Origin of the sequence: Escherichia sp. 94.0001 (assembly GCF_013369155.2) — a bacterium.
GTDB classification, from domain to species: Bacteria; Pseudomonadota; Gammaproteobacteria; order Enterobacterales; family Enterobacteriaceae; genus Escherichia; species Escherichia coli_F.
Genome location: NZ_JABWMS020000055.1, coordinates 1 through 19,998, shown reverse-complemented (window position 1 = coordinate 19,998; position 19,998 = coordinate 1). Strand labels below are relative to the sequence as shown.

The window sequence follows — 19,998 nt, the reverse complement described above, 5'->3', positions numbered from 1 at the left end:
ATCAATATGCCGCTTTGTTAACGAAGCCTTTGAATACCGTCAGGAAAACGATTTTGATATCGAACCAGACGCTCCATTCGCGGATGTACTCAAGGTCGAACTCGACGCGTTTTTCCATTTTCTCCAGCGTGTCGGTTTCGCCGCGCCAGCCGTTAATCTGCGCCCAACCGGTAATGCCCGGTTTCACTTTGTGGCGCAGCATGTAGCCTTCAATGAGCTGGCGATATTGTTCGTTATGCGCCACCGCGTGCGGACGTGGCCCCACAATCGACATCCCGCCAGTCAGCACATTGATAAACTGCGGCAGTTCGTCCAGCGAGGTGCGGCGCAGAAAGTTCCCCACTTTGGTGACGCGCGGATCGTTCTGCGTCGCCTGGGTCACCACTTTGTCGTTCTCCATCACTTTCATCGAACGGAACTTCCACACTTTGATCGGCTTGCCATCCATGCCGTAGCGAGTCTGGCGGAAAATAACCGGCCCTGGTGAACTGAGTTTCACCGCCAGCGCAATACAGCACAGCACCGGGGAGATCAGCAGCAAGATCAGCGTTGCCAGCACAATATCTTCCGCACGTTTGAGCAGGCGGTTTACCCCGGAAAGTGGCGTGTCATACAGCGGCACCACCGGAACGCCGTTCATCTCTTCGAGGCGTGAATGGAGAATGTTGAAGGTAAAGACATCGGGGATCAGCAGCACCGAACAGGTGGTGTCCGCCAGTTGATGGACCAGTTTTTTCACTCGCGCGCCGTCGCACATCTGCATCGCGATATAGACGTTATGAATCTTGCCCGCTTTCGCATCCTCGACAAGCTGTTGCAGATTGCCCGCCCAGTCGTTAGAAACGCCGCCCGGTTTTGGGTCGTGGTAAACGCCCACCACTTCAAACCCTAACCACGGCTGATTACGGAAGCTCTCCATCAGCATTTGCCCGGCAGCTAAATCCCCCGCCACGGCAACCATACGCTTGTTATAGCCATGATTACGCAACCAGCCCGCACCAATGCGAATACACGAACGACACGCCACCAACCCGATGCTGGTCAGCCCATACCACGCCAGCCAGATTTTCAGTTGCGTGTCGAAATCATTGTTGAACGCCACCAGTCCGGCGCTAAAAATCACGCTTAAGGTCCAGTTTTGCAGCAACAGGGCAAATTCTGTCGTTGCCCGAACACCTCGCCATGAGCGATAAAAATCGGTGATGCCGCCCAACATCTGGAACACCACCAGCGTAATCAGCGCCACCAACAGGTGCATGTAGAGGAATGACAGTCCGCTGACTTCGCAAACCAGCCATAGCCCGGCAAACATGATGGTGATATCTGAAAAGCGTTGCACCATAGAGATTAACGATGCATTGGTTTTCGCTCGCTCGCGCTTTTTTAGATTTGTCATCGTTGTTCCTGTTATTAGCCCCTTACCCGCAATGGGGTAAGGGAAGATCCGACATTACTCGTTCAGCAACGTCAGCAGAGTTCGCGTTCGCGCTTCCATCAGTGGCACATCGCCGCGCGATTCCACATTCAGGCGTACCACCGGTTCGGTGTTGGAGGAGCGCAGGTTAAAGCGCCAGTCGGCAAAGGTCATGCTGATGCCATCGGTGCGATCCACCGCCAGCGCCTCGCGGCTAAAATGCTGTTCGACGCGATTAATCGCCTCAACGGGTTGCGCCAGTTTGCTGTTGATCTCACCGCTTGCCGGGAATGCCGCCATGCGGTCGCGCACCAGTTCGCCCAGCGTTTTCCCTTTCATGCACACCAGTTCGGCGACCAGCAGCCACGGGATCATGCCGCTGTCGCAGTAAGCGAAATCACGGAAGTAATGGTGGGCGCTCATTTCGCCACCGTAGATGGCGTCTTCCTTGCGCATACGTTCTTTAATAAAGGCGTGTCCGGTTTTTGACATCACCGGGGTGCCGCCTGCGGCAGTCACTACATCAACGGTGTTCCAGGAAAGACGCGGATCGTGGATGATCTTCGCGCCGGGATTTTTTTCGAGGAACGCTTCTGCCAGCAGGCCGACAATGTAGTAGCCCTCGATAAACTGTCCTTTTTCGTCAAACAGGAAACAGCGGTCAAAATCGCCATCAAAAGCAATACCCATATCCGCGCCGTGTTTAATGACCGCATTGCGGGTATCGTCTCGGCATTCCGGCAGCAATGGATTAGGAATACCGTTGGGGAAATTGCCGTCCGGCGTGTTGTGTACTTTGATCAATTCCACGGGTGCGCCGAGGGCTTTAAAGCGGGCTTCGATGGCGTCCACCACCGGACCCGCCGCACCGTTCCCGGAGTTGATCACCAGCTTGAGCGGCGTGAGGTTTTTGACATTGATATAACCGAACAGGTGATCAACATATGCGTCACGCAGGTTAATTTGCTGATAGCGACCGCGTTTAGTTTCATCGACGGGAGGGAAGTCGTTGGCTTCTGCCAGACGCTGGACGTCGCGCAGTCCGGTATCACCGCTGATCGGGCGAGCCCCTTCGCGCACCAGTTTCATGCCGTTGTAATCCATCGGATTATGGCTGGCGGTAACTTCGATGCCGCCATCCACGCCGAGGTGGAACGTGGCGAAATAGATCTCTTCGGTGCCGGACATGCCGATATCCAGCACGTCGACGCCCGCATCCTGTAACCCTTTCGCCAGCGCCAGTTTTAAGGTTTCGCTGGTGAGACGGACATCACCGCCTAAAACAATGGTTTTCGGTTTGAGAAATTCGCCATAGGCACGCCCAATACGCCAGGCGATATCTTCATTCAGTTCTTCGCCTAATTTTCCGCGAATATCATAGGCTTTAAAGCAGGTTAATTTTTTCATATCGTTACCCTTTTTCAGGCAATAGTTGGCCCTGACCGAAACGGCCAATTTTGTTTTTGTCGTTATTTACATCGCTGTTTTGCATTCATTGCCTGATGCGACGCTGTCGCGTCTTATCAGGCCTACAAACCCGAACCGTAGGTCGGATAAGGCGTTCACGCCGCATCCGACAGCCAGCGCCTGATGCGACGCTGTCGCGTCTTATCAGGCCTACAAATCCGTACCGTAGGTCGGATAAGGCGTTCATGCCGCATCCGACAGCCAGCGCCTGATGCGACGCTGCTGCGTCTTTTCAGGCCTACAAATCCGAACCGTAGGTCGGATAAGGCGTTCACGCCGCATCCGACAAACAGCGCCTGATGCGACATTTACCCCCGTCCGTAGCGATCCGCGAAGCGCACCACATCATCCTCTTCGAGATAAGAGCCGGAGCGCACTTCAATTAAATCGAGGGGAATTTTCCCCGGGTTTTCCAGGCAGTGTTTTGCCCCCAGCGGAATATAAATGGACTCGTTTTCACCAAGCAGTTTGATATCACCGTCAATGGTGACTTTTGCCGTTCCCGCGACCACTACCCAGTGTTCCGCGCGGTGATGGTGCATCTGTACCGACAAGCCCTCGCCCGGTTTCACGGTGATGCGTTTCACCTGGTAGCGGTCGCCCGCGTCGATAGAGTCATATTTGCCCCACGGGCGATACACTTCGCGATGCACCCGATGCTCATGGCGACCATCGGCTTTGATCTGCTCGACCACTTTTTTCACATCCTGCACCGCGTTACGGTCGGCAATCAGCACCGCGTCTTTGGTCTGCACCACTACCAGATCTTTCACCCCGACGGTGGTGACCAGGCCAGATTCGGCATACACGTAGCTGTTTTCGGTTTTGTGATTAATCACATCGCCGTGGCAAACATTGCCTTCCGCGGTGTGGGCGCTGATCTCCCATAAAGAGGACCAGGAACCGACATCGCTCCAGCCCGCATCCATCGGCACCACAACGGCATCTGCCGTACGTTCCATGACCGCGTAATCCACCGACTCTTCTGGGCAAGCGAGAAACGCCTCTTCATCCACACGAATAAAATCGAGATCCGGATCGACGGCACTCATCGCCTTTTCACAGGCATCGAGAATATCCGGGCGATATTTTTTCAGTTCTTCGAGATAACGTCCGGCACGGAACAGGAACATGCCGCTGTTCCAGTAATATTCGCCGCTTGCCACATAGGCCTGGGCGGTTTCCAGATTCGGTTTTTCGACAAACTGCGCCACTTCAAAGGCCACCGTATCCTGCTCGCCCGCAGACACTTCACCGCGACGAATATAGCCATAACCGGTTTCTGGTAGATCCGGCACAATGCCGAAGGTGACCAGCTTGCCCGCTTCGGCATACGGCATGGCATTACGCACGGCGGCGCGGAACGCGTCTTCGTCGGCAATCACATGATCTGCCGCCAGGACCAACATTAACGGATCGCTGTCCGGACTATGACGTTTTGCCGCCAGCGCCGCCAACGCAATGGCAGGTGCAGTGTTACGCCCAGCCGGTTCGAGAATAATGTTCTCGGTGAGTTTGTTCAGTTGACGCAGCTGTTCCGCGACAATAAAGCGGTGCTGCTCATTGCAAATCACCACCGGGCTTTCGCACTCCACGCCGTTCAGGCGGCAGATGGTGGTTTGCAGCATGGTGAGATCGCCTTTCAGGCATAAAAACTGCTTGGGATAAAGTACGCGGGAAAGCGGCCATAAGCGGCTACCGGAGCCACCTGCCATCACAACTGGATAGAGTTTCGACTGCGCCATAATTATCCCCGAATATCATTTATAAATTGACGTAACACGTTCTCTTTATCGAGCGTGCGTTCGGCATATTCACGTGCCACCGTGTTGTGTTTGGGCAGCAGGAGCGCCTGACGAATCCCCGCCACCAGCGCCTCGACCGATTCCGGTTCTACGCAAACCGCAATGCCCGGAAAGGTTTCGCAAAGCTGCCCCAGTTCTGTGTGGGCTTCTGCGGTAATCACCGCGTTACCGCCTACTGCCAGAATATTGGTCAGTTTCGACGGCAATACGGCATCTGCCGCGCCGCGTTTTTGCACCACCAGATGGCAATCGCCCATCTTCAGCAGTGCGGGTAAAGCGTCATACGATTGCAGGGGGAAAAATTGCATGTTGCGCAGTCCACGCTGCTGCGCCATTTTTTCCAGCCGCGCTTTGCCGCCGCCCTGCCCGACAATGGCAAAAATCAGCGGTTCATCGCGCAGGCGATCGGCAGCTTCAATAACGTTTTCCAGCCCCTGCTTTTCACCAATATTGCCGGAGTAAAGAATGATTTTTTTGTTATCTGGCAGGCCAAGCTGGTTACGAAGGGCGTCAACATCGGCGTCTGCAACATACTGAAAACGGGCGATTTCCGACCAGTTGGGGAAGAAAATGACGTTTTCCGCCGCCACGCCTTTTTCGATGGCTTTATTCATCATCGAACGCGAAATCGTGGAGACGTTATCGACGTTATGCAGTCCGCTACGTTCGAACGCCGTCGCCAGCTGTGCCACTTTGCCGCCTTTACCTTTTCCGGCAAGGCCCAGCCCCAGCATGGCATCCACTTCGTAATCCTGAATATGCAGCACGGTACGCGCACCAGAGAGTTTCGCCAGCAGGCGCATTCCCGGTGTGCAAAACAGCGTTGGTACTACGCCGATAATGCGATCCGGCTTCCAGCGACGTTGCGCCATCAGAGGAAAGAAACTGCTGGCGGCAAAGCTGCTGAGATGTAACAGGCGTTTCACGGTGCTCGGCTGTTTTGGCACATACAGCGGGCAGCGCCACACCGTGGCGGCCCCCTCTTCTCGTTTGTAGCGCCAGGCGGAATAGTTCTCGCCCACCTGCCACTGCGGGTAGTAAGGCGGTGCGGTAATGACCCGCACCTCATGACCTTGTGCCGCCAGCCATTCCACCATCTCGCCGGTGTATTTGCCGATGCCGGTTAACTCCGGCGAGTAGTTAATGCCGTAGACCAGTATTTTCATAATCCGGGTACTCCGGCACGCTTCTCAGCGAGAAAATAGGCGCGGCTGTTAGGGTGAACATTGTCACTGGCGAGCAGTGCGTCCGGCGTCAGCCAGCGGTAATCGTCATGCTGCTCATCCGGCAGTAACAGTTCTTCTTCCGCGACTCTGAAGCGAAAACCGAGCACCACATAGTGAGTGGTGAAATCCGTGCCGGTGAAGTTATCGTCATAAAAGTGCTGCCAGACACCGTAAAACTGGCCTGCTGTTATCGGCAGACGCAGCCCCAGTTCCGCCATCGTCAACCGCTCAAATGCGGCTTCCAGCGTTTCGTCTTTCTGCACGCGCCCTCCCGGCACAAACCAGTAACCCTGCGCCGGGCGGTTGGTTCTTTTGCCAAGCAGAAACTCGCCGCGGCTGTTCTCGACAATAAAGTCGAGAGAGACAAGCGGAGTGGAGCGCACTACCGTGGCAAAGTCTTCCTGACGTAAAAACATCATTACCCCCGAAAGCGGTCTTGATTCTCAAGGAACCACTGGTAAGTGCTGGCAAGCCCCGCTTCCAGTGAGATTTCGTGATACCAGCCAAGCTGATGCAGGCGCGTCACATCCAGCAGTTTGCGCGGCGTACCATCCGGTTTACTGGCATCAAAAACCACCCGACCTTTGTAACCCACCACTTTGGCGATGGTTTGCGCCAGCTCGCGGATAGTGCAGTCAACACCCGTGCCGACGTTAATGTGCGACAGCATCGGCTGGGTGTTTTCCAGCCAGACTTCGTGCGCCAGCTCCATGACATGAATGCTTGCCGCCGCCATATCATCGACATGCAGAAATTCGCGCATCGGCGTACCGCTGCCCCACACCACCACGTCCGGTGCATTCTGTGCCGTCGCCTCGTGGAAGCGGCGCAGCAATGCGGGGATCACATGCGAATTATTCGGATGGAAGTTGTCGTGCGGCCCGTACAGGTTGGTCGGCATGACAGAGCGGTAATCGCGTCCATACTGGCGGTTGTAAGATTCGCACAGTTTGATCCCGGCGATTTTGGCAATGGCATAAGGCTCGTTGGTCGGCTCCAGCGTGCCCTGTAACAGCTCGCTTTCTGCCATCGGCTGTTTTGCCAGTTTCGGGTAGATGCAGGACGATCCGAGAAACAGCAGTTTGTTCACGTCGTTCTGATGCGCAGCGTGAATGATGTTGCTCTCAATCATCATATTCTGGTAGATGAAATCCGCCGGATACGTGTTGTTGGCGACAATCCCGCCCACTTTCGCCGCCGCCAGATAGACCTGGTCAATGCGCTCGCTGGCAAAGAAATCATGCACCGCGCGGCTGTCCAGCAGGTTCAGTTCGTCGCGGGTGCGTAATACCAGTTCCACATCACCGCGCTGTTCGAGCTGTCGCTTGATGGCAGAACCGACCATCCCGCGATGGCCAGCGATAAAAATACGTTGTTTACTCATGCTTATGACTCCAGCGCGATCGCCACGTCGTAGCCGTGAGATTTCAGCAGAGAGTGTTTTTTCGCCGCTTCGAGGTCATTAGCCACCATTTCAGATACCATCTCTCTGAGGGTGATTTCCGGTTTCCAGCCCAGTTTTTCGTGCGCTTTGGTTGGGTCGCCGAGCAGCGTTTCTACTTCAGCAGGACGGAAGTAACGCGGGTCAACGGCGATAATCACATCGCCCGGTTTAACGCCCGGCGCGTCATGCCCGGTGACGGAAACCACAATGCCCTTCTCTTCAACGCCCGTGCCTTCAAAGCGCAGTTTGATGCCCAGCTGTGCTGCCGCCATTTCCACGAACTGACGTACGGAGTACTGAACGCCGGTAGCGATAACAAAATCTTCCGGTTGTTCCTGTTGCAGCATCATCCACTGCATTTTTACGTAGTCTTTGGCATGGCCCCAGTCACGCAGGGAGTCCATATTGCCGAGGTACAGGCACGACTCCAGCCCTTGAGCGATATTGGCGATTGCGCGGGTGATTTTGCGGGTCACGAAGGTTTCGCCACGGCGTGGGGATTCATGGTTAAAGAGAATGCCGTTACAAGCGTACATGCCGTAGGATTCGCGGTAGTTAACGGTGATCCAGTAGGCATACAGTTTGGCGACAGCATACGGAGATCGCGGGTAGAACGGCGTGGTTTCTTTCTGCGGAATTTCCTGCACCAGACCGTACAGTTCAGAAGTGGAAGCCTGATAGAAACGGGTTTTCTTTTCCAGACCAAGGAAGCGGATCGCCTCCAGCAGACGCAGTGTGCCCATCGCATCAACGTCTGCGGTATATTCCGGTGACTCAAAAGAAACCGCAACGTGGCTCATTGCCCCCAGGTTGTACACTTCATCCGGCTGCACTTCACGCAAAATGCGCGTCAGGTTGGAGGTATCACTCAGGTCGCCATAATGCAGATGGAATTTCGGGTTACAGGTATGCGGATCCTGATAAATGTGATCCACGCGCTCGGTGTTGAATGACGATGCACGACGCTTAATACCATGCACCTCGTAACCTTTTTCCAGCAGAAACTCTGCCAGGTAAGAACCGTCTTGTCCGGTTACACCGGTGATGAGAGCGACTTTTGACATGTCTTATTCCTCTGTATTTTTTGAATTTATTCAGTTTCAACGCGTTCGCGTATCACCACTGCGGGATTCCCCCGGCAAACTCTATTTGCCGGAAGCGATTTAAAAACACTGCTTCGCGCACCCACGACGGTGCCGTCGCCGATCGTGACGCCAGGAGCAACAAAAACATCGGTTGCCAGCCAGCATTTCTCGCCAATCACAATGGGCGTGGCGTTTATGGTGAAATGTCGACTTGCATGGTCGTGGCTCCCGGTGCATAAATAACTTTTTTGCGATATCACCGAATGTGCGCCAATGGTTATTTCACCGAGGGTATATAAATTGACCTCATCGCCGACCCACGCGTAATCACCTAAGGTTAATTTCCACGGATAGGTAATTTTTACTGACGGACGAATAACTACGTTTTTTCCTATTTTTGCGCCGAATAAACGTAATAAAAATGCCCGCCAGCGATACAATACTTGTGGCGACCAAGCAAATATTGTTGCCTGTACTGCCCACCACAATTGCACTTTAATAGCGTTGCCGCCCCGGAACCCTTTCGGCACCGAGAAACCGCTTAAATCTTGCATTGGTATTCCTTATATTCAGACTTTGTTATATAAGGCTTTAGTCTTACCCGTCGTGCGCTGGCGTAAATGCCAGGATAATTCAGCCCAGAAGCCAGGCACATGTAATATTTGCCGTTGGACTTTTTTCGCGTCCGCGCACAATTCCATATTATTGGTGGTAGATACCCCACCCATAGAAAATTCAGACACCAGGCCATTGAGTTTTTTAAATGCATAACCTGCTTTATACATTTTGGCCGCCAGCGCGTAATCGGAAGAAACTTTATATTCCAGGTCATAACGCCATTTTTTCAAGCCGGATACCGGGAAAAATATCGCCTGATGGCTGGCGGGCAGGCTGTGATAAATATACCAACCCGGTTTAGCACTACGCTTAATTTTATGCCCGTCGCCAAAATCCAGCAGCGCATCGCCGGTGATCATCACGTTATCTTTTTGCATTTTTAACTTACGGACAAAATTTGCGGCATCCTGATGAAAAATATCGCCCGAGTTGAGAAACAGCGCAAACTTGCCTTGTGCCATCGCAATGCCTTTGTTCATGGCGTCGTAGATGCCCTTATCTGGTTCACTGACAAAGCGTAGGTTATAGATACCATTGAGATTTTCCAGATACTCACGGGTGCCGTCATTGGAACCGCCATCGACAACTATCCATTCGAAGCTGATATCGTCCGCCTGCGCCAGATGCGCCAGCGAGGCGTGTGTTTTGACTATCCCTTCGAGGTTACGAAACGCAACGGTGATTATGCTAAGCAACATGTTCTTACCTCGTAATACCCGTCATACTTCAAGCTGCATGTGCGTTGGTTTTCCTCGCTCACCCCAGTCACGTACTCGTGTACGCTCCTGGGGATTCGCTGCGTCACCAACTTCCTGCAACTCGAATTATTTAGGGTGTATATTTAACGCTTTTCGCAAAATAAATGGACAGACGATTAAAAATGCATATTCCGGGCTAAATATCGAACCGGTAAAAAACAGCGACACCGGAGTAAAAAGATAGAGCTGCACACGAAAATTGCGATTATCACCAAAAGCGTTGATCATCATTTTTATCACTTTCCCCATGTACCACAGTGATAAAAGCACTGCGAACCAGGAAAAATAAATAATCAGCAGATACAAACCATTGTCTATGGTTTTTCCGACATCCGCACCGTTAAATATTCCGAATGATGCGACATATTCATAAAGTGAGCCAAATCTGACTACACCGTCAATATGGCTCAAAGAATAACCGACCATCACCAGTGGACCGACAATACGATAATACGATGACGATCCTTCCGTACCTAAATCGCCCAAGCGGGTGGAAATATAAGGAAACGCGATTACCACACCAACCAGGAATACAGCCAGAGAAATCAATGCTAACGGTAACTTTTTCTTAATCGCCTCTTTATTCAGATATTGAAACGCCCACTCCAACAAATAAAACAGGATAAAGGTCATAACCCCTGAAAACGATCCGGATAATATTATCCCTGCGAGAATCATAGCATCGGTTTTAGGCGTTTTGATACCAAACTGTTTGATACTGAGCCAAATTGAGATTAATGCCAGAGCGAAAAATGCCGGTTCGAAATAAAGTGCTGTCGTGCGCTTGCCGCCGAATTTAATGAAATTCAGCACATAACTGTTGCTGTAAATCAGATATTTCGAAATCGACTCCATAATACTGCTGCCGCCAGTGAGGATAATTTGCGCCATCTCCACCGCCGCCAGCGCCACCACCAGCCCCACCACCAGATAAAAGAAACGTAATATCTTGCGATGGTTGTGTGGCGAAATTGTTTTAAAACGAATACTCCACACCATGCCAATAATGATCACAATATAGACAAACAGCATAGTTGAAGTGACGTATTTACTGGCATCCAGCGACTGACCAAACAGGTAGTTAAACGCCGTGAGTCCCGCACCAACCCCTAAGGCAATCATCAATTTTTTAACGCTGATGCGTTCTAAAAACAGCAATAACAAGACGGGTAAAAAAGTGACGATGGTGATGGGGAAACTTTCGCCAAGCTGGGCGATTTTGACGTTAACCAGCAGGTAAATCAGCGGCAGCAGCAGGTAGCTACAGATTCTGATAGAAGTTGACATACTCCTCCAGCATCTGTTGTCCACTGTAGGCGGCGCGGCTGCGCTGGCTGAACTCAGCCAGCGTGGTACCAAATATCGCCTGCGCGATTTCCGGTTTGCTTAACTGCACCAGTTGCAGCACCTCTTCTTCGCTGACGGTTTGACCGCCGGATTTTTGCAGCACTTCCCGCGCCGCATCGCTATGGGTGGCAATCACCGGCACACCAATTGATAACGCCTCACACAAAATCAGCGGGTAGTTATCGACGCGAGAACTGAACACCAGCGCATCCATCTGATTAAGCGCGCTCATCAACTTGCGCTTGTCAGTTTCAAAGCCGTGATTAACCACGTTACCAGCGGTGAACGGCGAAAACTTACCAAAGGTATGCAGTTCTATTTTGTCACCCAGCGCCATCATCTCGCGCACCAGTTGCTGGTTAGTTTTGCCGTCGTAACGCAGGTCATGCGCCACCACCGCGATTTTCGGCTTACCCTGGGTTTCGCGCACCGGAGGCAGGTCCGCCAGAATCGCTTCGGTTGCCATATCAATACCGTTATTGATAATCCGGCAACGCCCTGGACCGTACAGACTATTGAAAGCATCAGCCACATGCTGGCTGGGGGAAATAAACTGACAGCCCAGCGCCAGCATCTCGCGAAATAACTGCCGTTTGCCCGCCACCAGCTGATGCGCGCGATCAATCTTCACCGGCGGATAGTTATTTAAGGTCGGGCATTTCTGGCAGCCTGTTTTCCAACCTTCGCAACCGTCGGTAAAAGCACAGCGTCCGGTAACGCTCCAGTGATCGTGCAGTGTCCAGACCAAAGTGACATCCGGTTTGTGGTTTTTCACCTTTTCGCAAAAGCGCACCACGCTCTTAAGATTCAACCAGTAGCTGTGCAGCACATGAAAATGCAGGACTACCGGTCCCGGTGTGCGAGTAATGGTGCGATATAACTCATTGAAATTGCCGAACAGATCGCGATTAAACAGACGAAACAGGGCAATGTTCGCCATCGCGGTCATCCGCGGCGTATGTTTGATGACCTGCGGATAGTTCTGATGGCTGACGCTCTCTTTGCCGCCTTTGCCGTAGCCGTAGACAAAATGTGACGCCAGCCCCTGTTGCAGCGCGCGCTGGTGGAGATCTAACGCCACACCTGCCGCCCCGCCTTCCGCCAGTCGCACATTAAATTGCAGAATATTCATTTAATTACCTTCACTCGCGCTTTTTCTCCCACCACCAGCGCGTTGTCCGGGATTGCGTCGAGCACCACGCTGCCCGCCCCCACGGTAACGTTGTTACCAATCGTGATATCGCCGAGAATAATGACGTTGGCACCAAGCTCGACGCCGTTGCCAATGTGTGGGCATGCCATGTTATTGGCACCAAGCTCGACGCCGTTGCCAATGTGTGGGCATGCCATGTTATCGGCACCACGATTGCCGATAGTGACGCCGTGGCGAATGGTGAAATCATCCCCCGCGACCACGTTTTTATTGATCACCACGGCATAGCCGTGATGGATAGTAAAGCGTCGGCCAATGGTCGCGGCGGCCTGGATTTCATAACCGAAAATGCATTCGGTGATAATGCGATACAGCACCAACAGCGGGGCCGCCCACAGATTGTTGAGGACGTTTTTTTTGCGCCACACTGAACAAAAATGAGCAACGCGATAGGCAAGAACCATGCAGCACGGGCGTAAACTCCAGCTGTTGGCGCGCAGATCTTCCAGCATCTTTAGCGCCCCCGAATTCCATCAGCCAGACGTTTGCCGTTACGCACCGACAGCAGCGTCAACAAGGTGCGCCAGGTCATGCGTTTATTGCGGATCTGGTAGAGGGTAAACAACTGATATTTCTTGCTGGCGCGGTCGAATTTGTCTTTGTGCTTACGATAAAAGTGGAAGTACCCGGAGAATTTTTTCGGTGACGAGGTGATCTGCATTTCGCCGTGATTGATATGCAGGATCTGCGTCGCCTCTTCCACTTTCCACGGTTCGCCGTACTCCACCACCATTCGCAGGAAGATGTCGTAATCCTGTGCCGCTTTCAGTTCGGTATCGAACAAGCACTCTTTGAAACGCCACGCCCAGCTAAACACCTGATTACCAATGATATTTCGTTTGTAGAACAGGCGGCGTGAATACGGCGATTTGGGATACAGTGGCAAGCTTGCCGGTTGGGAATAAACTTCGCCCTGGCAAACGTAGTCGTTGGCGTACAAGAACGCATGTGTGACCAGTTGCTGTTTATGGGCGAGGAAGACGCTCAGGCGGTTGGGTGTCCATTCATCATCGTCATCGATCCCGGTGATGTATTCCCCTTGTGCCAGCATAATCGCCTGGTTACGTACCGCGCACGCCCCGCTGTTAATGTCGTTGTGAATGTACGTAATGCGCGAGTCGTTGAGGGCGGTGACGTATTGTTGCAGCTGTTCCCAGGAGGTGGAGCAATCATCCACGATGATCATCTCCCAGTTGCTGTAGTCCTGGCGCAGGACCGATTTTATCGCCCGAATCGCCAGTTGTTGGCGGTTCCAGGTCGGCATATAGATTGAGATCAGCGGATTGTCTTTCATAGGTTGTTCTCCCGGCTTATGAGCTGGTTTGCTTGCCGGATGCGGCGTGAGCGCCTTATCCGGCCTACGGGGCGGTGCGAATGCAGGCGTCGTTATTTCGCATCCGACTTATATTCGTATTCGTAATAGCCATAATCCTGATACGCGCTGGCGCGGCGGAAGATAGAGTTCAGAATCACCCCTTTCACCGGAATACCGTTTTGCTCAAAGCGGCTCAGACTGGTTTCCACTTCTTTCAAGGTGTTGACCGCATAACGCGCCACCATCAACGTGGTTCCGACATGCCGCCCGACAATCGCGGCATCGGTCACAGCCAGAATCGGCGGCGTATCAATCAACACCAGGTCGTAGTTTTTACTCGCCCAGTTCACCAGTTCGGTAAAGCGTTCGCTCATCAACAGTTCAGAAGGATTTGGCGGCACCTGGCCGCGCGGGATCAGGTCAAATTTGGCAATAGAGGTCGGTTTAGCAGCGGTAGTAATATCGCCCTGACCAATCAGAATTTCCGACAGGCCATTGACGTTATTGGTGCCCAACAGCTCGTGGGTGTAGCCTTTGCGCATATCGCAGTCGATCAACAACACCCGTTTATTGGTCTGACTGATCACCGCCGCCAGGTTGGCACAGACAAAGGTTTTACCGATTGACGGGCTAACCCCGGTCATCATCAACACATTGTTCTGTGCCTGCATCATCGCGAAGTGCAAACTGGTACGCAGACTACGGATGGCTTCAATCGCCAGATCGGTTGGATTCCCCACCGCCAGTAGCTGGCTCTGTTTATAGCGTTTAACCCCTTTGATGGTTTTGACGCTATCGCGCGCTTTTTGCCATTCCGACAGCGGGATGCAGGCATAGACGCTGATGCCGTGTTCTTCCAGCACCTGCGGGCTTTCAATGCCGCGATTGAACAACGAGCGCAGCAGCACACCCACGATAGAAAGCATCAGGCCGAGGATGATTGCGCCGAGAATAATCAGCCCTTTCTTCGGTTTCAGCACACCAGGCTGGGTGATTGCCGGGTCAACAATGCGCACATCGCCGACGGTGCTGGCTTCGGTGATTTTCAGCTCCTGCTCTTTATTCAGCAGTTGCATATAGACCTGTTGACCAGACTCGACATCGCGGGTCAGACGGACAATTTCCTGCTGGGTTTTCGGCATCGCCGTTACGCGACCGTTAAGTTTGGCTTTCTCTTCTTCCAGCGCCTGACGTTTCTCCAGCAGCGTGCGGTACGCCGGGTGAACTTTGGTGTACAGCTTGGAGATTTCCGCCTCTTTAAAGGTCAGTTCGTTCAACTGCGCGTCGATGTTCACCATTGAATCAAGCACCGCTTTTGCTTCCAGCGGCAGATCAACAGAATCTTTATCCTGACGGAAGGCATTCAGTTTGTTTTCGGCAACATCAAGGCGGCTGCGTACTTCTGGTAACTGTTGCGCGAGGAAGGCGAGGCTTTTCGACGCTTCCGCCGATTTGCGCTCAATATTTTGTTCCTGATAGTTACGAGCGATACTGTTAAGAATGTCGCGGATCTGTTCGCGATCTTCACCGGTATAAGTCAGGCTCAGTACGCCAGCGTCTTTGCCATTCTCTGTTACCGTCAGGCTGTTTTGCAGTTGATTGATCATCCCCAGCGTGGAGTATTTAGTGACGGTAAACTCACTGCCCTGGCTGGCGTGAATGGCTTCAACCATCAGCGTGACACCTTCTTTTTTCAGCATCTGACCCGCTTGCCCACGAGCGCTAAAGCCGCCGTCGCTGCTCAAAGTGTAGTTTTTGTTGTCCAGCACATTAAGCGTAAACACCTGATCCACCATCTCTTTTGGTCGGTTAAAGGTGGTCACTTTTACGGTCTCGTTCTGACGTCCCATCAGGCGATCCCAGCCCGCACCGAAAATCGGGAACGTGTTTTTGCTCACCGCAATATCGAGGTCGAGATCGTCCACCGTTTTACCAAGCACCAGGCGCGAACGAATCAACTGGATCTCAGCATCCGATGCTGGCGGTTTGTTGGCTAACGCCGAGCCGATATCCTGCACTAACGAATTGCCGCTGTTTTGCTCGATTTGTACCAGTGCGTCGGCGCTGTATATCGGCGTGGCGAAGAAGGTGTAAACCACGGCACAGAGGGCGAATACGGCGGTGATGCCAATTACCCACCAGCGCGCTTCAATGACGGTGCCGACCAGGCGACCAATATCGATTTCATCACTGCCCGTTACCGGAGCGGCATGTTGTTTTACTTTTTCTGTCATTGTTATACCTGCTCTGCGTTCAATGCCTGCGCCCACTGGCGGGCAGACCGTTCAAGTAATGTGTACACCGCTGCAAACGTTTCCCGGCTTTTGCGATACGGATCGGGGATTTCACATTCGTTATCCCAGTGACCAAACAGCATCACTTTGCCGCGCATCTCAGGTGCCATCTCGCATAAGCGTTCGATATGGCGCTTTTCCATAGTCAATATCAGGTCGTAGTTGCGACACAGGCGGCGGCTGATTTGCCGTGCACAGTGACCTTCCAGAGACAGTTGATGTTCTGCGGCGACGCTGATAGCGGTAGGATCAGCGCCCTTACCGACCAGCGCGCCGAGTCCAGCGGATTCTACTTTCAGCTCAGGGTGATAACGTTGCAGTAAGCGTTCCGCCGTCGGGGAACGGCAAATATTGCCGACACAGACAACTAAGATGTTGTTAAACATGACGATTACCAGTTATGAATGTCGCTGGCTGTATCCGTCATGTAACGGACACCGCTAATAGTTGGCAGCAACTGATTGATCAGACGGTTCCAGCGGGAAACCGGAGCGGTGGTGACATACACCACGTCATAAGGCTGCAGGCGGAATTCTGTCGCCATCACCAGCGACGTGGCATCGGACATATCCAGTTGGTAGATATTGGCGATCTTGCCGTTACGCCCGCCCTCGCCTTTCAGCGGACGAATGACAAAGATGCCGCTGGCGTTGGAGGTGGTCATGTCGATACCTTCGGCATTGCCCAGGGCTTCAGTCAAGGTCATGCCGCTAAAGTCCATTTTCAGGGTGCTCTGTTTTTTCACTTCACCCATCACAAATACTTTCAGATCATCATTACGCGGCACGTAGAGAATATCGCCAGGATAAAGCAGTCGGTTCTGATTGAGGTCGCCGTTTTGCATCAGCGCCTGCAAAGAAATGCGTTCTTCACGACCATTGTGTGTTAGCACCACGTTGCGCCAGTCAGCGGTATCGGTCAGGCCACCTGCGGCGTTAATGGCGTCGAGAATGGTCAGAGGCACGTTGGTGATCGCCTGTTGACCGGATTTATTCACCTGACCGGAGATATAGGCCTTTTGCGAGCGGAAGGCAGCGATATTAACGTCCACCTGTGGGTCAGCGATGTACGTCGCTAAGCGCCCGGTAATATCACTGCGGATTTCAGCGAGCGTTTTCCCCACTACGTGAACCTTGCCGATATACGGGTAGAACATGGTGCCGTCAGGCTGTACCCAGTTGCCGGTGTCGCTGGAGCTGCGGTACTGACCAGCTGGCGTGGTGAGTTCCGGGTGATCCCAGACGGTGACATTAAGAACGTCGCCCGGCCCGACACGATATTGATAATTGGCAATCTCGCTTTCCAGCGTCATATTGGGGCGCGCGACGTTTGGGCGTGGGCGTAATTGATCAATCAGGCGCGGGGTCAGCGGATAAACATTCACCATTTTGTCGAGATCGAAATCAGCATCCTGCTGTTTGATGACGTCTTTACCCATCGTCGACATATTGCTGCCCGGAAGTACTGTGCAACCGCTTATCAAGGTTACTGACACCAATAATGGCATCAATTTCATTTTGGATTTCATCATTGTTTATTTATCACTTTGGCAGAGTAATTATCCTGTGCACTATTAATAGCAATGTCGCCATGCACATTTACCTTGCAGTTAATTGAATAAAAATTTAACTGGCATCAGTCCTAAAAAAATTGATTTCATCCGCAGGCTATTGACAGAATAATTCAGACTGGTCTTTCAGGCATCCAGACACGCTACCGCCCCTGGCTTTTTAGCTACCAATACACTGATTTAGTTTAGATTTTCCAACTCTTTCATCATGCAGTCGATTATGAAAAAGCGTTATTCCGTGAATTAATTTTCCAGATATAAGGTGGCATTATGGTAATTGAATATTGGCTTCCAATAATGCAGGAGGAAGTGTTACAGCTAACGGAATAGCAGGCAAGGTAACAATTCGGCAATTGGCTATTTTTAAGAATTATATTAAGTGTCAATCAATATGTTTTTTAGGACTTTCTTTAGGTTGACAATAATTAATATAGTGTCTCCATATGCGATATTTCTTAAATAATGTTTTATTATTGCCACTTTTAATTCAGGGATAATGTGAGGTTATAACCCTCAAATTATATGAGATAAATAGTGCTGCAACATTGCATTTTTGCCCCGATTTATCCATGATCGAATTGTGACATTTGTCATACAACGAATAGGTTTTGTACTTACTATGGAATGGATTGCCGATCCGTCTATCTGGGCCGGGTTAATCACGCTGATTGTGATCGAACTGGTCCTCGGCATTGATAACCTGGTCTTTATTGCCATCCTCGCCGAAAAACTACCGCCGAAGCAGCGCGACCGCGCACGGGTTACCGGGCTGCTGCTGGCAATGTTAATGCGCCTGTTACTGCTGGCGTCAATCTCCTGGCTGGTCACCCTGACTCAACCGCTGTTCAGCTTCCGCTCGTTTACCTTTAGCGCCCGCGACTTAATCATGCTGTTTGGTGGTTTCTTCCTGCTGTTCAAAGCCACGATGGAGTTGAACGAACGGCTGGAGGGGAAAGACAGCAATAACCCCACACAACGCAAAGGTGCGAAGTTCTGGGGTGTGGTGACACAAATTGTGGTACTGGACGCCATCTTCTCACTTGACTCGGTGATTACTGCCGTCGGGATGGTCGACCATTTACTGGTCATGATGGCCGCCGTGGTTATCGCGATCAGCCTGATGCTGATGGCAAGCAAGCCGTTAACCCAGTTCGTTAATAGCCACCCGACGATCGTTATTCTCTGCCTAAGTTTCCTGTTGATGATTGGCTTTAGCCTGGTGGCGGAAGGTTTCGGCTTCGTCATTCCGAAAGGCTACCTGTACGCTGCCATTGGTTTCTCGGTGATGATCGAGGCGCTCAATCAGTTGGCTATCTTTAACCGGCGACGTTTTCTCTCCGCTAACCAGACGCTGCGCCAGCGGACTACCGAAGCGGTAATGCGCTTGTTAAGCGGGCAAAAAGAAGATGCGGAACTGGATGCCGAAACCGCGTCCATGCTGGTGGATCATGGTAACCAGCAAATCTTTAATCCGCAGGAACGGCGGATGATTGAGCGGGTACTTAATCTTAACCAGCGTACCGTCAGCAGCATTATGACGTCGCGCCACGATATTGAGCATATCGATCTCAACGCGCCGGAAGAAGAAATCCGCCAGTTGCTGGAGCGAAATCAGCATACGCGGCTGGTGGTTACCGACGGTGATGACGCAGAAGATTTGCTCGGTGTTGTTCACGTTATCGACCTGCTACAACAGTCTCTGCGCGGCGAACCGCTCAACCTGCGGGTGTTGATCCGCCAGCCGCTGGTGTTCCCGGAAACATTGCCGTTGTTACCTGCCCTGGAGCAGTTCCGTAATGCTCGCACACACTTTGCTTTTGTGGTGGATGAGTTTGGCTCGGTGGAAGGGATTGTGACATTAAGTGACGTCACTGAAACCATTGCCGGTAACTTACCGAACGAAGTGGAAGAGATCGACGCCCGCCATGATATTCAGAAGAATGCCGACGGTTCCTGGACGGCGAATGGTCATATGCCGCTGGAAGATCTGGTGCAATATGTGCCGCTGCCGCTGGATGAAAAACGTGAATATCACACCATTGCCGGGCTGTTGATGGAATATTTACAGCGTATTCCAAAACCTGGCGAAGAAGTTCAGGTGGGGGATTATTTGCTTAAAACGTTGCAGGTGGAAAGCCATCGCGTGCAGAAGGTGCAGATTATTCCGCTGCATAAGGATGGCGAGATGGAGTACGAGGTGTGATGGCATGTAGGCCTGATAAGACGCGTAAGCGTCGCATCAGGCGTTTCATTCAACCGGGAGAGTATGTGACATTAGAGGCTGTTCCGTTCACTTTATGTTCCTCGCTACTTTGGAACGCTCAAGCCGGTGAACGTGCCAGGGTGGCTCAATCGCCACCACCCTGGCAACCCGGGCTCCCGGCGGTAAATCGCCGCTGCGCGGTGCCCTCGGCTTATCCCTTACGGCTACCGGGTCGGGCG

Annotated in this window: 17 protein-coding genes; 1 reads left to right on the top strand and 16 read right to left on the bottom strand. The window is 52.3% G+C overall.

The genetic code is table 11. From position 1 onward, the window contains the following. Window position 1: 1 nt before the first annotated feature. The 16 genes from wcaJ to wza all read right to left on the bottom strand — a co-directional run bounded on the left by wcaJ (window position 2) and on the right by wza (window position 17,517). On the bottom strand, window positions 2-1,396 hold the full coding sequence (gene wcaJ / locus HEN33_RS19175; protein WP_176262560.1) for an undecaprenyl-phosphate glucose phosphotransferase: 1,395 nt from the start codon (window positions 1,394-1,396) through the stop codon (window positions 2-4). Window positions 1,397-1,450: 54 nt separating this feature from the next. Beyond that, window positions 1,451-2,821 carry a colanic acid biosynthesis phosphomannomutase CpsG gene (gene cpsG, locus HEN33_RS19170; RefSeq protein ID WP_001360776.1) on the bottom strand — a complete coding sequence of 457 codons (1,371 nt, stop codon included), beginning with the start codon at window positions 2,819-2,821 and terminating at the stop codon, window positions 1,451-1,453. A 368-nt stretch (window positions 2,822-3,189) separates the two neighbouring features. Beyond that, window positions 3,190-4,626, bottom strand: coding sequence for a mannose-1-phosphate guanyltransferase (gene cpsB, locus HEN33_RS19165; protein ID WP_176262559.1), 1,437 nt, complete (start codon window positions 4,624-4,626; stop codon window positions 3,190-3,192). 2 nt (window positions 4,627-4,628) lie between these two features. Continuing rightward, entirely contained in the window at window positions 4,629-5,852 is a 1,224-nt protein-coding gene (gene wcaI, locus HEN33_RS19160) for a colanic acid biosynthesis fucosyltransferase WcaI (RefSeq protein WP_176262558.1), read from the bottom strand. Beyond that, window positions 5,849-6,328, bottom strand: coding sequence for a GDP-mannose mannosyl hydrolase (gene gmm, locus HEN33_RS19155; protein ID WP_176262569.1), 480 nt, complete (start codon window positions 6,326-6,328; stop codon window positions 5,849-5,851). The genes wcaI and gmm overlap by 4 nt, the downstream gene beginning before the upstream one ends. 2 nt (window positions 6,329-6,330) lie before the next feature. Beyond that, window positions 6,331-7,296, bottom strand: coding sequence for a GDP-L-fucose synthase (gene fcl, locus HEN33_RS19150; RefSeq protein WP_000043587.1), 966 nt, complete (start codon window positions 7,294-7,296; stop codon window positions 6,331-6,333). A 2-nt stretch (window positions 7,297-7,298) separates the two neighbouring features. Continuing rightward, window positions 7,299-8,420: a GDP-mannose 4,6-dehydratase gene (gene gmd, locus HEN33_RS19145; protein ID WP_000048190.1), complete on the bottom strand. Its 1,122-nt coding sequence runs from the start codon at window positions 8,418-8,420 to the stop codon at window positions 7,299-7,301. Window positions 8,421-8,446: 26 nt separating this feature from the next. Next, on the bottom strand, window positions 8,447-8,995 hold the full coding sequence (gene wcaF, locus HEN33_RS19140) for a colanic acid biosynthesis acetyltransferase WcaF (RefSeq protein ID WP_001153564.1): 549 nt from the start codon (window positions 8,993-8,995) through the stop codon (window positions 8,447-8,449). Window positions 8,996-9,010: 15 nt separating this feature from the next. After that, window positions 9,011-9,757, bottom strand: a complete 747-nt coding sequence (wcaE, locus tag HEN33_RS19135) for a colanic acid biosynthesis glycosyltransferase WcaE (RefSeq protein WP_032184531.1) — start codon at window positions 9,755-9,757, stop codon at window positions 9,011-9,013. A gap of 126 nt (window positions 9,758-9,883) precedes the next feature. Next, entirely contained in the window at window positions 9,884-11,104 is a 1,221-nt protein-coding gene (gene wcaD / locus HEN33_RS19130) for a colanic acid polymerase WcaD (protein WP_176262557.1), read from the bottom strand. Then, window positions 11,079-12,296, bottom strand: coding sequence for a colanic acid biosynthesis glycosyltransferase WcaC (gene wcaC, locus HEN33_RS19125; protein WP_176262556.1), 1,218 nt, complete (start codon window positions 12,294-12,296; stop codon window positions 11,079-11,081). The genes wcaD and wcaC overlap by 26 nt, the downstream gene beginning before the upstream one ends. Continuing rightward, on the bottom strand, window positions 12,293-12,829 hold the full coding sequence (gene wcaB / locus HEN33_RS19120; protein WP_176262555.1) for a colanic acid biosynthesis acetyltransferase WcaB: 537 nt from the start codon (window positions 12,827-12,829) through the stop codon (window positions 12,293-12,295). The genes wcaC and wcaB overlap by 4 nt, the downstream gene beginning before the upstream one ends. A gap of 2 nt (window positions 12,830-12,831) precedes the next feature. Beyond that, on the bottom strand, window positions 12,832-13,671 hold the full coding sequence (gene wcaA, locus HEN33_RS19115; RefSeq protein ID WP_000654512.1) for a colanic acid biosynthesis glycosyltransferase WcaA: 840 nt from the start codon (window positions 13,669-13,671) through the stop codon (window positions 12,832-12,834). 92 nt (window positions 13,672-13,763) lie between these two features. Then, complete coding sequence (wzc, locus tag HEN33_RS19110; RefSeq protein WP_176262554.1) at window positions 13,764-15,926, bottom strand: tyrosine-protein kinase Wzc; 2,163 nt, start codon at window positions 15,924-15,926, stop codon at window positions 13,764-13,766. A 2-nt stretch (window positions 15,927-15,928) separates the two neighbouring features. Continuing rightward, window positions 15,929-16,372: a low molecular weight protein-tyrosine-phosphatase Wzb gene (gene wzb / locus HEN33_RS19105; protein WP_000482901.1), complete on the bottom strand. Its 444-nt coding sequence runs from the start codon at window positions 16,370-16,372 to the stop codon at window positions 15,929-15,931. A 5-nt stretch (window positions 16,373-16,377) separates the two neighbouring features. Continuing rightward, a complete protein-coding gene (wza, locus tag HEN33_RS19100) occupies window positions 16,378-17,517 on the bottom strand; it encodes a polysaccharide export protein Wza (RefSeq protein ID WP_000978094.1) in 1,140 nt (379 codons plus the stop codon). 658 nt (window positions 17,518-18,175) lie between these two features. Here wza and HEN33_RS19095 point away from each other — a divergent pair. Further along, on the top strand, window positions 18,176-19,759 hold the full coding sequence (locus tag HEN33_RS19095) for a TerC family protein (protein ID WP_001366304.1): 1,584 nt from the start codon (window positions 18,176-18,178) through the stop codon (window positions 19,757-19,759). The last annotated feature ends 239 nt before the right edge of the window (window positions 19,760-19,998 follow it).